Origin of the sequence: Spiroplasma endosymbiont of Apeira syringaria, assembly GCF_964020205.1 — a bacterium.
Classification (GTDB): Bacteria; Bacillota_I; Bacilli_A; order Mycoplasmatales; family VBWQ01; genus Spiroplasma_E; species Spiroplasma_E ixodetis_A.
This window is the reverse complement of record NZ_OZ026543.1, coordinates 355,549-370,805: the sequence shown is the minus strand read 5'-3', so window position 1 is coordinate 370,805 and position 15,257 is coordinate 355,549. Positions and strand designations below refer to the sequence as shown.

At 24.1% G+C, this 15,257-nt stretch carries 20 protein-coding genes and 4 tRNA genes; 14 read left to right on the top strand and 10 right to left on the bottom strand.

Annotation, left to right across the window (positions count from 1 at the left end; all coding sequences use genetic code 4):
* Positions 1-12: 12 nt before the first annotated feature.
* The 6 genes from AACL02_RS02335 to AACL02_RS02310 form a co-directional block, all read right to left on the bottom strand.
* Positions 13-165 carry a hypothetical protein gene (locus tag AACL02_RS02335; RefSeq protein WP_339042586.1) on the bottom strand — a complete coding sequence of 51 codons (153 nt, stop codon included), beginning with the start codon at positions 163-165 and terminating at the stop codon, positions 13-15.
* A gap of 103 nt (positions 166-268) precedes the next feature.
* Positions 269-1,087, bottom strand: coding sequence for a Cof-type HAD-IIB family hydrolase (locus AACL02_RS02330; protein WP_339042584.1), 819 nt, complete (start codon positions 1,085-1,087; stop codon positions 269-271).
* 215 nt (positions 1,088-1,302) lie between these two features.
* Positions 1,303-1,387 (bottom strand) — tRNA-Leu (locus AACL02_RS02325).
* Between the two features lie 4 nt (positions 1,388-1,391).
* Positions 1,392-1,467, bottom strand: a tRNA-Lys gene (locus AACL02_RS02320).
* A gap of 56 nt (positions 1,468-1,523) precedes the next feature.
* A tRNA-Glu gene (locus AACL02_RS02315) sits at positions 1,524-1,598 on the bottom strand.
* Positions 1,599-1,622: 24 nt separating this feature from the next.
* A tRNA-Asn gene (locus AACL02_RS02310) sits at positions 1,623-1,697 on the bottom strand.
* A gap of 245 nt (positions 1,698-1,942) precedes the next feature.
* On the opposite strand from AACL02_RS02310, the gene AACL02_RS02305 reads away from it, so the two are divergent.
* The 4 genes from AACL02_RS02305 to AACL02_RS02290 all read left to right on the top strand — a co-directional run bounded on the left by AACL02_RS02305 (position 1,943) and on the right by AACL02_RS02290 (position 4,284).
* Entirely contained in the window at positions 1,943-2,302 is a 360-nt protein-coding gene (locus AACL02_RS02305; RefSeq protein WP_339042582.1) for a hypothetical protein, read from the top strand.
* Positions 2,303-2,726: 424 nt separating this feature from the next.
* Positions 2,727-3,215 carry a hypothetical protein gene (locus AACL02_RS02300; protein WP_339042580.1) on the top strand — a complete coding sequence of 163 codons (489 nt, stop codon included), beginning with the start codon at positions 2,727-2,729 and terminating at the stop codon, positions 3,213-3,215.
* A gap of 557 nt (positions 3,216-3,772) precedes the next feature.
* Positions 3,773-3,943, top strand: coding sequence for a hypothetical protein (locus tag AACL02_RS02295; protein ID WP_338977476.1), 171 nt, complete (start codon positions 3,773-3,775; stop codon positions 3,941-3,943).
* Positions 3,944-3,957: 14 nt separating this feature from the next.
* Positions 3,958-4,284 carry an ERF family protein gene (locus AACL02_RS02290; RefSeq protein ID WP_339042578.1) on the top strand — a complete coding sequence of 109 codons (327 nt, stop codon included), beginning with the start codon at positions 3,958-3,960 and terminating at the stop codon, positions 4,282-4,284.
* Between the two features lie 2 nt (positions 4,285-4,286).
* On the opposite strand, the gene AACL02_RS02285 is transcribed toward AACL02_RS02290, so the two are convergent.
* Positions 4,287-5,404, bottom strand: a protein-coding gene (locus tag AACL02_RS02285; RefSeq protein ID WP_339042576.1) for an IS3 family transposase whose coding sequence is annotated in 2 segments (ribosomal slippage) — positions 4,287-5,134 and positions 5,134-5,404 — 1,119 coding nt in all. Because the reading frame shifts where the segments join, the coding sequence is not laid out codon by codon here.
* A gap of 75 nt (positions 5,405-5,479) precedes the next feature.
* Here AACL02_RS02285 and AACL02_RS12425 point away from each other — a divergent pair.
* Positions 5,480-5,815 (top strand): ERF family protein, encoded by a 336-nt coding sequence (locus AACL02_RS12425; protein ID WP_422397836.1) that lies wholly within the window; start codon positions 5,480-5,482, stop codon positions 5,813-5,815.
* 40 nt (positions 5,816-5,855) lie between these two features.
* Here AACL02_RS12425 and AACL02_RS02280 read toward each other — a convergent pair whose 3' ends face one another.
* The gene (locus AACL02_RS02280) at positions 5,856-6,677 is read right to left on the bottom strand and encodes an IS1595 family transposase (RefSeq protein WP_339042574.1); all 822 of its coding nucleotides are present in this window, start codon (positions 6,675-6,677) and stop codon (positions 5,856-5,858) included.
* Between AACL02_RS02280 and AACL02_RS02275 the strand changes: the two genes are divergently transcribed.
* Positions 6,658-6,837 carry a hypothetical protein gene (locus AACL02_RS02275; protein WP_339042572.1) on the top strand — a complete coding sequence of 60 codons (180 nt, stop codon included), beginning with the start codon at positions 6,658-6,660 and terminating at the stop codon, positions 6,835-6,837. The genes AACL02_RS02280 and AACL02_RS02275 overlap by 20 nt on opposite strands.
* A gap of 326 nt (positions 6,838-7,163) precedes the next feature.
* Here AACL02_RS02275 and AACL02_RS02270 read toward each other — a convergent pair whose 3' ends face one another.
* Positions 7,164-7,286 (bottom strand): hypothetical protein, encoded by a 123-nt coding sequence (locus AACL02_RS02270; protein WP_339042570.1) that lies wholly within the window; start codon positions 7,284-7,286, stop codon positions 7,164-7,166.
* On the opposite strand from AACL02_RS02270, the gene AACL02_RS02265 reads away from it, so the two are divergent.
* From AACL02_RS02265 to AACL02_RS02245, 5 genes are all read left to right on the top strand, one after another.
* Entirely contained in the window at positions 7,232-8,053 is an 822-nt protein-coding gene (locus tag AACL02_RS02265) for an IS1595 family transposase (RefSeq protein WP_281747836.1), read from the top strand. The genes AACL02_RS02270 and AACL02_RS02265 overlap by 55 nt on opposite strands.
* Positions 8,054-8,264: 211 nt before the next feature.
* On the top strand, positions 8,265-8,393 hold the full coding sequence (locus AACL02_RS02260) for a hypothetical protein (RefSeq protein WP_339041174.1): 129 nt from the start codon (positions 8,265-8,267) through the stop codon (positions 8,391-8,393).
* Positions 8,393-8,584 (top strand): hypothetical protein, encoded by a 192-nt coding sequence (locus tag AACL02_RS02255; protein ID WP_339041172.1) that lies wholly within the window; start codon positions 8,393-8,395, stop codon positions 8,582-8,584. Before AACL02_RS02260 ends, AACL02_RS02255 begins: the two co-directional genes overlap by 1 nt.
* Positions 8,585-8,716: 132 nt before the next feature.
* Positions 8,717-9,769, top strand: coding sequence for a hypothetical protein (locus AACL02_RS02250; RefSeq protein ID WP_339042568.1), 1,053 nt, complete (start codon positions 8,717-8,719; stop codon positions 9,767-9,769).
* A 78-nt stretch (positions 9,770-9,847) separates the two neighbouring features.
* Positions 9,848-11,083, top strand: coding sequence for a hypothetical protein (locus tag AACL02_RS02245; RefSeq protein ID WP_339042566.1), 1,236 nt, complete (start codon positions 9,848-9,850; stop codon positions 11,081-11,083).
* 379 nt (positions 11,084-11,462) lie between these two features.
* On the opposite strand, the gene AACL02_RS02240 is transcribed toward AACL02_RS02245, so the two are convergent.
* Positions 11,463-12,143: a hypothetical protein gene (locus AACL02_RS02240; RefSeq protein ID WP_339042564.1), complete on the bottom strand. Its 681-nt coding sequence runs from the start codon at positions 12,141-12,143 to the stop codon at positions 11,463-11,465.
* Between AACL02_RS02240 and AACL02_RS02235 the strand changes: the two genes are divergently transcribed.
* The 3 genes from AACL02_RS02235 to topA all read left to right on the top strand — a co-directional run bounded on the left by AACL02_RS02235 (position 12,124) and on the right by topA (position 15,250).
* Positions 12,124-12,309, top strand: a complete 186-nt coding sequence (locus AACL02_RS02235; protein ID WP_339042562.1) for a hypothetical protein — start codon at positions 12,124-12,126, stop codon at positions 12,307-12,309. The genes AACL02_RS02240 and AACL02_RS02235 overlap by 20 nt on opposite strands.
* 99 nt (positions 12,310-12,408) lie before the next feature.
* Complete coding sequence (locus AACL02_RS02230) at positions 12,409-12,942, top strand: IS1595 family transposase (RefSeq protein ID WP_339042560.1); 534 nt, start codon at positions 12,409-12,411, stop codon at positions 12,940-12,942.
* Between the two features lie 346 nt (positions 12,943-13,288).
* Positions 13,289-15,250, top strand: coding sequence for a type I DNA topoisomerase (topA, locus tag AACL02_RS02225; protein WP_339042558.1), 1,962 nt, complete (start codon positions 13,289-13,291; stop codon positions 15,248-15,250).
* Positions 15,251-15,257: the final 7 nt, after the last annotated feature.

Sequence of the window (15,257 nt, the reverse complement as noted above, 5' to 3'; positions counted from 1 at the left end):
TTATCTGTCTATCTATTTGTTTTTGGGATTTTCTTCAGCATTAGCTCATAATGCTGCTGCTTTTCCAAAAGCCTCAGTGTGTTTTAATTCTGGGTGTTCTGCTTTAACCTTTGACAATGTAGTTTTCATAAAAATATTAAAAACAGTAGGTTTTTTTGCTGCCATATTTTCCTTCTCCTTTCACTTTTCTTATATTATTATTATAATATATTTTAATTATTAGTGTGTTAATAAACTATAATAGTATATTTTTAAAAATATTAAGTTTTTATTTTTTAAAAACATAATTATTAATAATGTATCCAACTCCATGCTCATCATTATTTGGAGCAATAGTTTTACCATATGGTTTTAAAGCAATATTAGCATTTTCCATTACTATTGGATGACCAGATACTTCAAACATTGGTAAATCATTAAATTCATCACCAATCGTTAATGCATCTTTAGTGTCAATATTTAAATGATTACATAATCATTGTAGTGCCGAACCTTTATTAATGTTTTTATTACCAATTGAAAAAACATTTGTATGATATTGAACAATTGTTAAATCTGGAAAGTTAGTTTCAAAACTATTAATGAATTTTGTAATTTCATTAGCCTTTCAATATTTTTCTAAAATAACCATTACTTTTGAGATTGGCATTTTAATATCAGTACTATTAGTTAACTTAATAATTTTAATTTGCAGATTTTCAACTCATGTACTTCAACTATTAGCCGCATGGTTAACATACAAAGTATCAATACTATTAAAATGTAAAATCATTTGTTTATTATATTTGGTTAATCATTCATAAATTTTAATTGTTATTTCTGAATTTAATTGTTGTAAATAAATTCATTTTTGTTTAGTATATGATCAAATTTCAGCACCATCATTACCAATAATATAACCATCATATTTTTCAGCATTAATCATTTTACCAACACGAATAGCATTTTCACCATATCTACCTGTATTAATTACAACTTTAATATTATTTTTTTGAGCTTTTAAACAAGCATTAAGATTAATTTCACTTAAGGCACTGCCACTATCAAATAAAGTACCATCTACATCAGTAAAAATTATTTTTACCATCAATCATTTCCTGCTTTCTTTTTTTCTATTATTTTATTAATATTATAAAGATAAAATAATAAAATACTATATATTTCCATAGAATAAAATTTCTTAAATTAAAATAAAATATTATGTTTAAAATATAATATTTTATTTTAATTTTTTATTATATAAAAATGTTAAAAAAGAAAAAAACCTTTAATGAAAAACATAAAGGTTAACAAAATAATGTATGGTGCGGAACAAGGGACTTGAACCCTCATGCCTTTCGGCGCCAGAGCCTAAATCTGGTGCGTCTGCCAGTTTCGCCAATTCCGCATTTTGGTGTCCCGTATAGGCCTCGAACCTACAACCCTCAGATTAAGAGTCTGATGCTCTGCCAATTGAGCTAACGAGACATCTAGGCGAATAAAAAACAAGTAATTATAATACTTGCAGTCTAAATATTAATTAATGGTGACTCGTACGGGGATCGAACCCGTAATGTAGGAATGAAAATCCTATGTGTTTACCAATTCACCAACGAGCCGTAGAAAACAAGAGTTTAGAATAATGGCGCCCAGTATAGGATTTGAACCTATGACACTTCGATTAACAGTCGAATGCTCTGCCGCTGAGCTAACCGGGCATTTACTAAACCTTAATTATTATATTGAAGAAAAGTATAATTTGCAATAACTAATAAAGTTTTTTTTATTTTTTTCTTGATTACGGCAATGTATATGCTTTATTAATCATTTTTTTAAATTAAATATAATAATAACTTAAGTATTATTTGTAATAATGAATACTATTAATTGTAAAAATAATTAGAAAGAAGTAAACATAGAAATCATGTAGAATTACATTATCAATATAAAGGGGTTTTAATTTATGAAGTTATTATTAGCAACATTAAGTTTTTTAACATTTGGAACAACTGTAGGAACTTTTGGAAATGTATTAAGTACGAATCTAAGCAAAATAAATAATAGTATTAAAGAAACTTATACTATAATTCCTAATTCATTTAGTTTGAAAAGTGAATTAAGAAAAGAAAAAATGAATACTGATAATATTGATGTTGATATGTTAGATGGAATGACAAAGGCTATTATTCGTTATATGCCAGATACAACATATTTACCTTTTTTAGTTAAAGAGGTTAATTTGCTTTGACTAAGTAATGATATTAGTCAAATAATAACTAAAAAAGCATTGCCTTATAGTAAAAGTTTTGAAAAAACGGAATAGTTGATAAAGATTTAATTTTAGAAGCAATTAATATTATGAATGGTACTAAGTTTTCTAATGAGGGCGTATCAAGTTAATGGTTAGATTTAATAAAAACTTAAATGAGAGATAATACTCTCATTTTTTAATTGTTAAACAATTATAATTAATTATTTTATTAAACCAGCACTTTATTAAAGTAATTAATTATTCCATAACTAAATAAAAATTATTTAGGCTATTGTGCTGGAATTAACCAATAGTAATTTTTGTCATGCTCTTTTACAACTTGATATTTTTTGGTTCCCTTCCCCTAGAACCCCTACCCTCCAAGGCTTTGCTACTTACAGTAGCATAAGCCTTACGTAGAGTAGATAAGTAGTTAGTAGTATATAAGCCTTTTATCACTGTAGGTGATAAGGCTTATACATAGAAAGGATACGTAATGATTAATGTTAATTTAGATATTAAAAATAAAATTAAAGAAACAACTAAAGGTATGTTATTAGAAATTGGTGAATATGAAACATGATTTCCTATTAAAGATACTATTATTGATGAAAAAAATAAAAAAATAGCATTAAAAATAATTGAAGATTTTTATTATAAATTAGGTAAAAAATCAATAACAAAAGATATTGAAAGTGTTAAAGGTAGTGATATTTTAAAATATATTAAAAATATTCCAAATATTAATACAAATGAAAATGAATTAATATCTTGTGAATTTTATGAAGAATATAATGGTTATTATATTTTTAAAAATGATAAAAATCAAGAATGTTTTAAATATAACATTACATGAGAACAAGATATGAAAAGTTTTAAAATAAATAATCCATATAAACATAATGATTTAGCAATAAATTATATTATTACACCAATGAAAAATATAGAAAATCATAATGAAAAAATATTTTATTTAAAGTATTAAAGGAAATTAAATATGTTATTAAATGTTGAAAAAATAGAATTAATAAAAAAAATATGTAATGAAAAATTATTAAAAAATCAAAAATATATTGAAATACAAGAAATATTAAAAATTATAGAAAGGGATAAATAATTATGGAATGTAGAGAATATAGAATTAAAGGTTCATGTGATATTTGTCATAAAAATTAATCATATGGAAATAGAACTTGTAATAAATGTTTTTATAAATTAATAGGTGAAAAAAATGAAATGTAATATTCATAATGAAAAATATATCTGAATTAGTGAAATAGATAATAATTATTATTGTAATAAATGTATTAATGACATGATTGAAGAAGATATGTATTTAACATCAAATAATTGAGATTACTTATATGAATATTATATTAATGAATTACAATTAGAAAATTTTAAAGGAGTGTAATAAATAATGAAAAATAAAAGTTTTCAAGAAATAACAAATAATTTACAACAATTTTTTCAAGATATTGAAAATGGTATATATGGTGAAAGTATTAAAAATGCTTTTAAAAAAGAAAGTAGTGAATAATAATGTCACCTAAAAATATATCTAAAAAAGAATTATTAAATAAAATATTAATAATTAGATTTAGAGAATTAGAATTTCAAAACTTAAAAGATTTTTGTAAAGAAAAAGATATAACTGTATCTGAATTTGTAAGAAATTTAATTAAAAATGCAATTAAAAAAAATAAAAAATAGAAAGAGTGATTATAATGAATAATTTATATAAAAAAATACTTAAATTACAATTAGAAATTGGTAGTACACCTAAAAATTGTTTTAATAAATTTGGAAATTATAAATATTGATTATTAAGTGATATTTTTAATAAATTTAAATTATTATGTAAAGAATTAAATATTGTTATTACACATGAAGATATATTAACAACTGATAGAAAAATAAATTATTTAGATACTAAAGAAGTAGAAATAACTTATTTTAAAAGATATACAATTATTGATTTAGATAATGATAAAGAAATTAAATATTTTGATATACTTGCTTGTGCTAAAAATTGGAATGGCAACCCTTTTTAGGACTATTTTTTGGTAGACATTTGTTTTTGATAATTAACTGGAGTTAAGTAGTTTAAAGTGCCGTGAATTCTTATGTTGTTATATCAATTGATGTAATCAAATAATTCTAATTTTAATTGGATTAATGATGTAAAATTTTTATAATTAATAAATTCGGTTTTGAAAGTTTTAAAGGTTGCTTCAGCAACAGCGTTATCATAAGGACAACCTTTTTTGCTTAAAGAGCGATTAATATTGAATGCTAGTAAAAGTTTATCAATAATTTTATTATTAAATTCATTACCGCGATCACTATGAAATATTTGAATATCTTTTAAACAGCGATTTGAGTTCATAAATGCTTGATATACTAATGATGCATCTTTTTTAGTACCTACACTATGTCCAATTATTTCGCGGTTAAATAGGTCAATTAATAAACAAATATAGTTTCACTTACCATTTACTTGAACATAAGTTAAATCACTAACAATAACTTCATTTTTAACTCTATTATTAAAGTTTCTATTAACAAGATTGGTTATTTGACTATCATTGACTTTATTATGATAATTTTTGAATGATAATTTAGTGTATTTTGATATTAAATTATGTTTATTCATAATTTCTTTAATTTTTCGTCTTGATAAATAAATTTCTTGGTTTTCTAGAATGACTTTTAATCTTCTAGTACCATAAACTTCTTTATTTTTTTTAAAAGCACTAATAACAGCTTGTTCATAAATATTATTTTGAATTTTATTTTTTTTCTTTAAATTAAAATAATATGTTGATTTAGAGAGTTTTAAAAAATTACACATTGTGCGAATTTTATATTTAGATTTATTATTTGCAATAATCTCTACTTTCTGCCTATTATTAGTGCTGCTTGCTTTAAAATATCATTTTCCATTCTTAATTGTTTTAATTCTTTTCTTAATTTAATTATTTCATTTTCTTCAACAGAACGATTATCTTTAGTTTTAAAACTACATGAATTAGTAAATTGCTTAATTCAATTGTAAGTAGCTGCTCTTGTAACATTATATTCTTTAACAAGGCAAGATACTGATTTGCCACTTTGATATAAAGCTACTATTTGTTTTTTAAATTCATCGGTATATGAGTTAATATTGGCCATAATTATAGTTCCTTTCTTTGTTCACTTGTCTATGTAATTAGTGTCCAATAAAGTGTAACCCATCCAAATACTGATATTGCAAAAGCAAAAGGTAGTGCAGAAACTTATGCTTATAGATATTTTTTAATGAATTTATTATTATTAAGTGAAGATGAACTTGACCCAGATAATGATAATATAAATTTAATTCAAAATAATAAACCACAAAATAATTACGTTAATAATATAAAAGCATCTAATGAAAAATGAGAACCAAGTGAAAAACAATTAGATTATTTTGAAAAATATATGATTACAAATACAGTTTTATTTGATGAATGTATAAGAGAAAATATGGAAAGATTAAATCCAAATAATAATAAAGATTTTGGCTTTTCTCCCTTTATGTACTATTTTAATTTTATCACATAAATGCTGAGAAAAGCCTATCTACGGACTTCTCCCCACATTTTTAAATCAAACATAGAATTACAGTTTCAAAACTAGGTATCTTGTTGAATTTATATGCAGCTTCTTTAGCATATAAATGAACATGATGTTTTGCAACTTTGATATGTGTTTTAAATGTTCTTCTTATATGTTTTCAAACTGATTCAATTTGGTTGGTATTTACACCAATTTTTGAAACATAGCCATCTTGATGGTTAACTGTTTCATGCTTAGTGAAAACTGATTTAAAATCGCAATATCCTTTTCAATAATCAGTATATACAAGACATTTTGAAGAAATGTGGTTTTTTGCAAACTGCAAAAGATTTTTACTCTTTGCGTTTTTCAATACTTTCACAATTAAATTATTGGTTGTTTTTTGATAAATGCCAACAATCAAGGTTTTATTCACCAAGGATCTTCCTTGTTTTTTAAAACCCATATGTGAAAGATACATTTCATCAATTTGCACTGTACCTTCAACAATAAATTGAGGTTTTTGTTTTGCAATACGTGTTCTGATTTTATGAGTCATTCTTCAAGCAGTTTTCAAAGTCACTCCCAATTCTTTTGCAATATCTGTTGATGGAATTCCATGTTTGGTGTTTATTCATCTAAAGATAAGATAAAACCAAGATGTTAAAGATGTTTGTGACCTTGAAAATATGGTGCCTGTGAGAATGCTAAATGTTTGATTACATTTTAAACATCTCATTCTTTTTAAATCAGAAGTATTCAAATTAAAATTAAAACACCTAATACATTTGTTTTCTTTCAAATTTGCTATATATGCAAGACATTGCTGTTCAGTTTGAAAAGCATTGTTGAATTCATTCAGTTTCATTATTCCCTCCACAAGTACATGTGGGGAGAAGTCCGAAGATTTTTTAATATTAATGGGTGAAAATTATTTAAAAGTATTATTTGATAAATTTAAAGAAATTCGTGAAAGATTTAAAAATTTAAAAAATAATAATAAAAATGAGTATAGAAATTATGAATAATTATTTACTTTCAGTAGACCCAAGTATTAAAAATACAGGTTTTACATTATGAGAAAATAAAAAACCAATATGAATAAATAGTTATAGTTTTAAAGATTATAATTATGATTGAGAAAAAATACAATTACAAATAAGTTATTTAATAGATATGAATAAATATGATTTATTAATGGAACGTGGTACTTTTCATTCAAAAAATGGTATTGGTTATGAAACACAAGAGCATTTACGTGGTTTTATTGCTGGACAATTTAATAAATTATTAACAAAAAATATGTTAATAAGTCCTTCTTCATGAAAGAAATGATATATAGATAATAATATTATTAATATTTCTTTAAAAAATTGAAATAAAAAAACGGACTTCTCCCCACATGTACTTGTGGAGGGAATAATGAAACTGAATGAATTCAACAATGCTTTTCAAACTGAACAGCAATGTCTTGCATATATAGCAAATTTGAAAGAAAACAAATGTATTAGGTGTTTTAATTTTAATTTGAATACTTCTGATTTAAAAAGAATGAGATGTTTAAAATGTAATCAAACATTTAGCATTCTCACAGGCACCATATTTTCAAGGTCACAAACATCTTTAACATCTTGGTTTTATCTTATCTTTAGATGAATAAACACCAAACATGGAATTCCATCAACAGATATTGCAAAAGAATTGGGAGTGACTTTGAAAACTGCTTGAAGAATGACTCATAAAATCAGAACACGTATTGCAAAACAAAAACCTCAATTTATTGTTGAAGGTACAGTGCAAATTGATGAAATGTATCTTTCACATATGGGTTTTAAAAAACAAGGAAGATCCTTGGTGAATAAAACCTTGATTGTTGGCATTTATCAAAAAACAACCAATAATTTAATTGTGAAAGTATTGAAAAACGCAAAGAGTAAAAATCTTTTGCAGTTTGCAAAAAACCACATTTCTTCAAAATGTCTTGTATATACTGATTCTTGAAAAGGATATTGCGATTTTAAATCAGTTTTCACTAAGCATGAAACAGTTAACCATCAAGATGGCTATGTTTCAAAAATTGGTGTAAATACCAACCAAATTGAATCAGTTTGAAAACATATAAGAAGAACATTTAAAACACATATCAAAGTTGCAAAACATCATGTTCATTTATATGCTAAAGAAGCTGCATATAAATTCAACAAGATACCTAGTTTTGAAACTGTAATTCTATGTTTGATTTAAAAATGTGGGGATAAGTCCGTAGATAGGCTTTTCTCAGCATTTATGTGATAAAATTAAAATAGTACATAAAGGGAGAAAAGCCTAAAAAAATAAGTGAAGATATATGTTTTTATTTAAATGAAAAATATGAATGAAATATAAAAATATCAAATCATGATGAAGCAGATAGTTTATTAATTGGTTGATATTATTTAAATAAGGAAAATAAATAATGAAAATAGAATTTGAAATGGATATTTTTACAAAAAATGCAATTATTGAATCATCAAAAAATTTAAAAAAATTAAAACAATTAAATATATCAATTAATTTATGTAATTGTAAAAAGGAAGATGATTAATGCAAAAACAAAAACAAGAAAAAGTATTATTAAAATGTATTGTTAAAGATTGTAATAGTAAAGTATTAGTTACTTTAAAAACTTTAAATATAGAAGATAGTGTAATTCAATTTTTTAATATGTGTTATTTTCATAAAAAACAATTTAATAATAAAGTAAAAGAAATTAAAGAATATTATAAAAAAGTTTAAACAAGTATAAATAAAATAATGGTGTAGAATAAACTCATAAATTTAATATAAGTTTTTAATATAATTTTTTAACTCATTACTTTATTTTAAAGTAAATGGGTTTTTATTTTTAAAATAAAGAGGTATAAAATTATGAAATATTTTAATCCAAGTTATTGATTTAAATTATGAATATTATCTGCACCACTTTTTAATTCTAAAAGTGAAGGTATATATGCTAAGTCAATTGATAATCAAAATATTAAAGATTGAGCTAGCAAAAATACTACTAATATATCATTATTAGAAAATCAAGAATTAACTTTATTAAATTTACCATTATGAAATAGTAATTTAACTACACATAATGAACATCACAAATACCGTCATCAAAAAAGTAGAAGAATTAAAAAGCAAGTGACACCACATCCAAGACCAAGTAGAGCAATTTTTCAATTAAGTGAAAGATTAATTATTAGATTAAATAATCCTGAACAATATCGAACAAGTTTTCAAGCTATAATTAATGAATTAGCTCAAAACAATATATTATTAAATCTTCCTGCAACTGATAATCAATTATATATTTTAAATCCCGAAACAAATTATGGTTATTTTCGACTTCCAGTCCGAATTATACAAGAACAAAATGGACAAAGCAATTCAATAGAATTAGAATTAGTTTTAAGTGCAGATGCTTTATATATTCAAGGTTTTATAATAAATCATCATGATACTGGTTCACATACATCAAATATTGAAACTTATTATTATTTTAATCCTAATTTAGGAACTCCTTCTGGTCGATACAATCCACAATTAACAACGATACCTAATATAAATTCTATAATGTTAAATCATATTTGTAATGCTTATAGACATCTGTTGCCAAGTGAAGATACTAATATTTATTGAACTAATATTTATAATGCTTTTTTAAGATTAACGATTGATATAAATGTTGATACAGAACGTCCTTTAGGAAGTTTAGCGTTATCATTAGGTAGAGTTATTTTAATGACAGCTGAAGCATTAATATTTAGAGAGTGAGAAAATATCATAAATAGGGAATTAATTATTAATAGAAATTATTTTTCAATTGGATTAAATAGCAACAATAATTATCAATTATTAATAAGATGAGGTCAATATTCTCAAACACACCTAGCATTGTTCCTTAATAGAATCTATAATGAATATGGTTAAACTGACTTATATATACAAATCAGAAATCAAATTAATCAAAGATTAAACAGAATTAGAAATTTTTCTGAAAGAAATTTTATGACTGAAGTATTAAACCATTTAGAAAATACATCAATAGATACTGTTACAATACTTTTATTGCAAACTGGAATTAGGATTTTTTTATTGATTTCTCCTCTATTAGATAAAATAGATAGAGATTGTACTAGAGGAAAAAGAGAAGCAATAAATAAATATTGACATGAAAAGTTTTGTGATTTAAAACCAGAAATTGATAAAATTGAAGGAAATATAACTGCTATAAAAGTTTTAGATGAAAATACAAAAGTTAGAAATTTAAAAGCAGGAGATATTTATGCTGGAACTACAGAAGGAGTTTATTTAATTCACGGAAAAGACTTTGTTTTTAAAGTAAATAATATTGATGATGAAATAAATTCTATATCAATATTAAAAAGTAATAAAATTTTTGTAACAACAAAAAAAGAAGAAATTTTTTATATAAATACAGACCATATAAATATATTGTATCCTGATTCTGTATATGCAGAAGAATTATTTGATTCTAAAGTAAAAAGTTCTAATCTAGAAAAGGAAATAAAACTTTACTATTACTATAATAAAGATAATTGATACATGAATTTGGAACCTAATCTTAGTATACAAACTAATTATGAGAACAAAATTTTACAATTACAAAAAATTAATCCCATTGATAATTATGAAAAATTAGAATTTTTAGGTGATACTTTTTCTGATAGTTGAGGTGTTAAAACAAAATGAGGTTCTTGAATTTATGATGGTAAACCAAAAAATCATAAATCAGAAAATACATATGATCTTAAATATTTTATGAAATATAAAGGCAATAGAAATAATAAATTTCATGATATTATTGAAAATACAAAAAGTAATGACTATTCTATAGACAACAGTTTACAAAAATTTGATGATAATTATTTATCAGCGAAAATAGCAGTTCATCAAAGATTTGGTTTAACTTGATATTGAGAGGATGATAATTATTATTTAAAAATAGGTGCATCACAATACTGTAATTGATGAGCTTCTGAATCATCTCTTGAATGCTCTGTGAAACTTGGAAATGGAATTAGATTATATAATGATGATACATTTGAAACTCAAATTTCAAATCCTAATGATAGAAAAAGAAGAGAAATTTTTGAAGAAAAAAATGAACTTAAAAATGTAACTAAATGAACTGATGAGTTTACAAAATCTATTAATCATGAACAACATTTACCAATTGATAATAAACCTAATTTTTCTACAAGTAATATAACAAGTTTATAATTAAAATTTAATAATATAAACAAAAAAAGTTACCTTAATTGGTAACTTTTAAATTAGGTGCCAACCTACTAATAATATAAAAGTGAAATTATATACTTATCTTTCTCTATAACCCTTGATAAGTATTATAGTAAATTATACATTAATATTTAAGATTGTGGGGAAATATTATTTTAAAAAGAATGCAAAAAACAGAGAAGCAACTATTATCATCAAAATTATTATTGCTGTCATCATAATAGTTATTAAAAAAAACTTATTATTATAAATTTTATCAACAAATTTTTCCTTTCTATTTCATGAGTTATAACATTTTTTTTGTATCCATAATTTACTCCTTGAATATTTTACTTAACTTAATAGTATTATAATATCATAATTATCTTGAATTTAGTACTATTTTATATATATTTGCTTTAATACTATCAATATATACTCTAGCATATGCTTTATCATTTTCACCAATTTTACCTGTAATATATCACATATTTTCAATTTTTCCTAATGTTGCTTGTAAATAAAAATTTCATTTCAAATTATTATTTACAATACAATAATTTAAAAAATTATTATTTTCAAAATTATTTTCTCACCCACCAATATTACCATTATCTTTGATTTTAAATTTGTAATTATTTAAATTATAATGTTCGTTAGTTATTCCATATATATTAGCAATACCACTTTCCTTTTCAAGTTGTATTGTAGAACCAGAAGTATTATGACTTCAATAACCTAATCTAAGGTTATTAACTGGAGGATTATCTTGAAAAATTAAATCTTTTAATAAAATTTCTTGAATTCCATCATATTTTTTTGGATTGGTAAAATTTTCTTCTATAGAAAAATCAGTATATAAAGTTGATGTTATAGTAGGAATGGAATTATTATGAATTTCTTGTACTGTTTTAATATCATAATCATAATAAATAGTTATTGATTTATAATATCTTTTTAAATCATTAAAAGATTTAATTAATAATGTAGGGTCTAATAAAAACTTTTCGGACTTCTCCCCACATGTACTTGTGGAGGGAATAATGAAACTGAATGAATTCAACAATGCTTTTCAAATTGAACAGCAATGTCTTGCATATATAGCAAATTTGAAAGAAAACAAATGTATTAGGTGTTTTAATTTTAATTTGAATACTTCTGATTTAAAAAGAATGAGATGTTTAAAATGTAATCAAACATTTAGCATTCTCACAGGCACCATATTTTAAAGGTCACAAACATCTTTAACATCTTGGTTTTATCTTATCTTTAGATGAATAAACACCAAACATGGAATTCCATCAACAGATATTGCAAAAGAATTGGGAGTGACTTTGAAAACTGCTTGAAGAATGACTCATAAAATCAGAACACGTATTGCACAAAAACCTCAATTTATTGTTGAAGGTACAGTGCAAATTGATGAAATGTATCTTTCACATATGGGTTTTAAAAAACAAGGAAGATCATTGGTGAATAAAACCTTGATTGTTGGCATTTATCAAAAAAAAACCAATAATTTAATTGTGAAAGTATTGAAAAACGCAAAGAGTAAAAATCTTTTGCAGTTTGCAAAAAACCACATTTCTTCAAAATGTCTTGTATATACTGATTCTTGAAAAGGATATTGCGATTTTAAATCAGTTTTCACTAAGCATGAAACAGTTAACCATCAAGATGGCTATGTTTCAAAAATTGGTGTAAATACCAACCAAATTGAATCAGTTTGAAAACATATAAGAAGAACATTTAAAACACATATCAAAGTTGCAAAACATCATGTTCATTTATATGCTAAAGAAGCTGCATATAAATTCAACAAGATACCTAGTTTTGAAAATGTAATGCTATGTTTGATTTAAAAATGTGGGGAGAAGTCCGTAGATAGGCTTTTCTCAGCATTTATGTGATAAAATTAAAATAGTACATAAAGGGAGAAAAGCCATAAAAATTTTAAAATTTTACAATTACACAAAAAAAGACAAGATTTTTATTCTCGTCTTTTGTCATTTATTTTTAATTTAAGGGTTTAAAAAAGAAAGGAGCAATTTTTAAAACTTTTTAGTTATCGACATCTTCGACACGCTCCCAAAATTTTTATAAAAAAGCATATATCCAAAAAAATATTGACTTTCGCGTTAAAGTTATATATATTACAAAATAGTATTTGAATAAAGTTAATAAATTATATATAGAGGAAGATATAAGATGCCATCAAAATTAGTAATCATGGAATCTCCAGTTAAAAGTAAAGCAGTACAATCATATTTAGGTAATGATTATTTAGTGTTATCTTCGGATGGACACATTCGTAATTTAGCAATTAAAGGTCAATATGGTTTGGGAATTGATTTAGAAACTTTTGAACCAATTTACAAAATTGATCGCAAAAAAATGCGAAAGGTAAAAGAATTAAAAAGTAAATTAAAAAGTATTACTCATGTTTATCTAGCAACCGATCATGATCGCGAAGGAGAAGCAATTGCTTATCATTTAGATCAAGTATTAGCAACAAGTAATATATCATCACGAATAACTTTTAATGAAATTACTAAAGATGCAATTTTAACAGCATTTAAATCTCCACATAGTATTGATTTACCATTAGTTCGTAGTCAAGAAGCAAGAAGAATAGTTGATCGTATCATTGGTTTTCGCTTAAGTAATCTATTACAAAAAAAGATCGGTTCACGTAGTGCAGGGAGAGTACAATCAGTAGCATTAAAATTAATAGCAACAAGAGAACGTGAAATTACTAATTTTATTAGTAAAGAATTTTGAACAATTAATAGTACTTATCAAAAAAAAATAATATTAAATTGTGAAAAATATAAAGAAGAACTGTTAGTTATTAATAATGAACAAGAAGCAGTTGCTATTAAAAATGCATTAAGTGATAGTTATCAAGTAATTTCTGTTACTGAACAAAATCGTAAGCGTAATTCATTAAATCCATTTACTACTAGTAGTTTATTACAAGCAGCATCAACGCAATTAAATTTTAGTACTGCTAAAACAACGCTTATTGCTCAGCAATTGTATGAAGGAATTGATGTTAATGGAACACTTACCGGATTTATTAGTTATCCTCGTACTGATTCAATACGTTTAAATGATAAATTTATTGAAAATGCCAAAACATTAATTGTTAATGAATATGGTGACCAATATCTTGGGCAGAAGAAAGAACAGACTAATAAAAAAAATGTGCAAGATGCTCATGAAGCAATCAGACCAACTGATTTAACAATGAATAATAAACGTGCTATTGATTTTTTAAATAAAGATCAATTAAAACTTTATAATTTAATTTATTTTCGTGCCCTTAGTTCATTAATGCCACCAGCACAATTAATTAGTACTACTGTTTTATTTAAAAATAATGATTATCAATTTCGTTTAACAGGACAACAAATCAAGTTTAAAGGATTTTTAACGCTTGATATAGAAAGTCTTGAAAATGAAGAACTTTTAGTTTTACCAAAATTTGAAAAAAATCAAATTATTAAAGTTGAGTCAGTAAATTTACAGCAACACTTTACTAAACCAAAACCAAGATACACAGAAGCTAAATTAATTAAAACATTAGAAGAACTAGGAATTGGTCGACCATCAACTTATAATCCAATTATGAACACTATTAAAGAACGCGGTTATGTTATTATTGAAAATAAGTCTTTTAAAGCTACTGAGAAAGGTCTTTTAACTAATGATAAACTTCAAGAGTTTTTTTATGATATTATTAATGAGATATATACTTCACAAGTTGAAACTCAATTAGATCAAATTGCTCATGGTAATTTTGATATGCATCAAGTGGTAAAAGACTTTTGAGTTAAGTTTGAACCAAGGATTGATGATGCTTTTGATAAAATGACTGAGTTTAAAATTAAACCAGTTTTATTAGATCAAGATTGTCCACTTTGTGGTGCCCCACTTGTGCAAAGAACAGGAAGATATGGTAAATTTAACGGTTGTTCAGCATTTCCAAAATGTCGATATATTCAAAAACAATTAGAAAAAATTAAACCTTGTTTAGTATGTACAGATGGTTGAATGGTTGTTAAATCTTCAAAACAAAATCGAAAATTTTTAGGGTGTACTAATTATCCAAATTGTAAACATGTTGAAAAGTATCAAGAAATAGCTTCTGATAAAGAAGTAAAGTAGGTGAAAC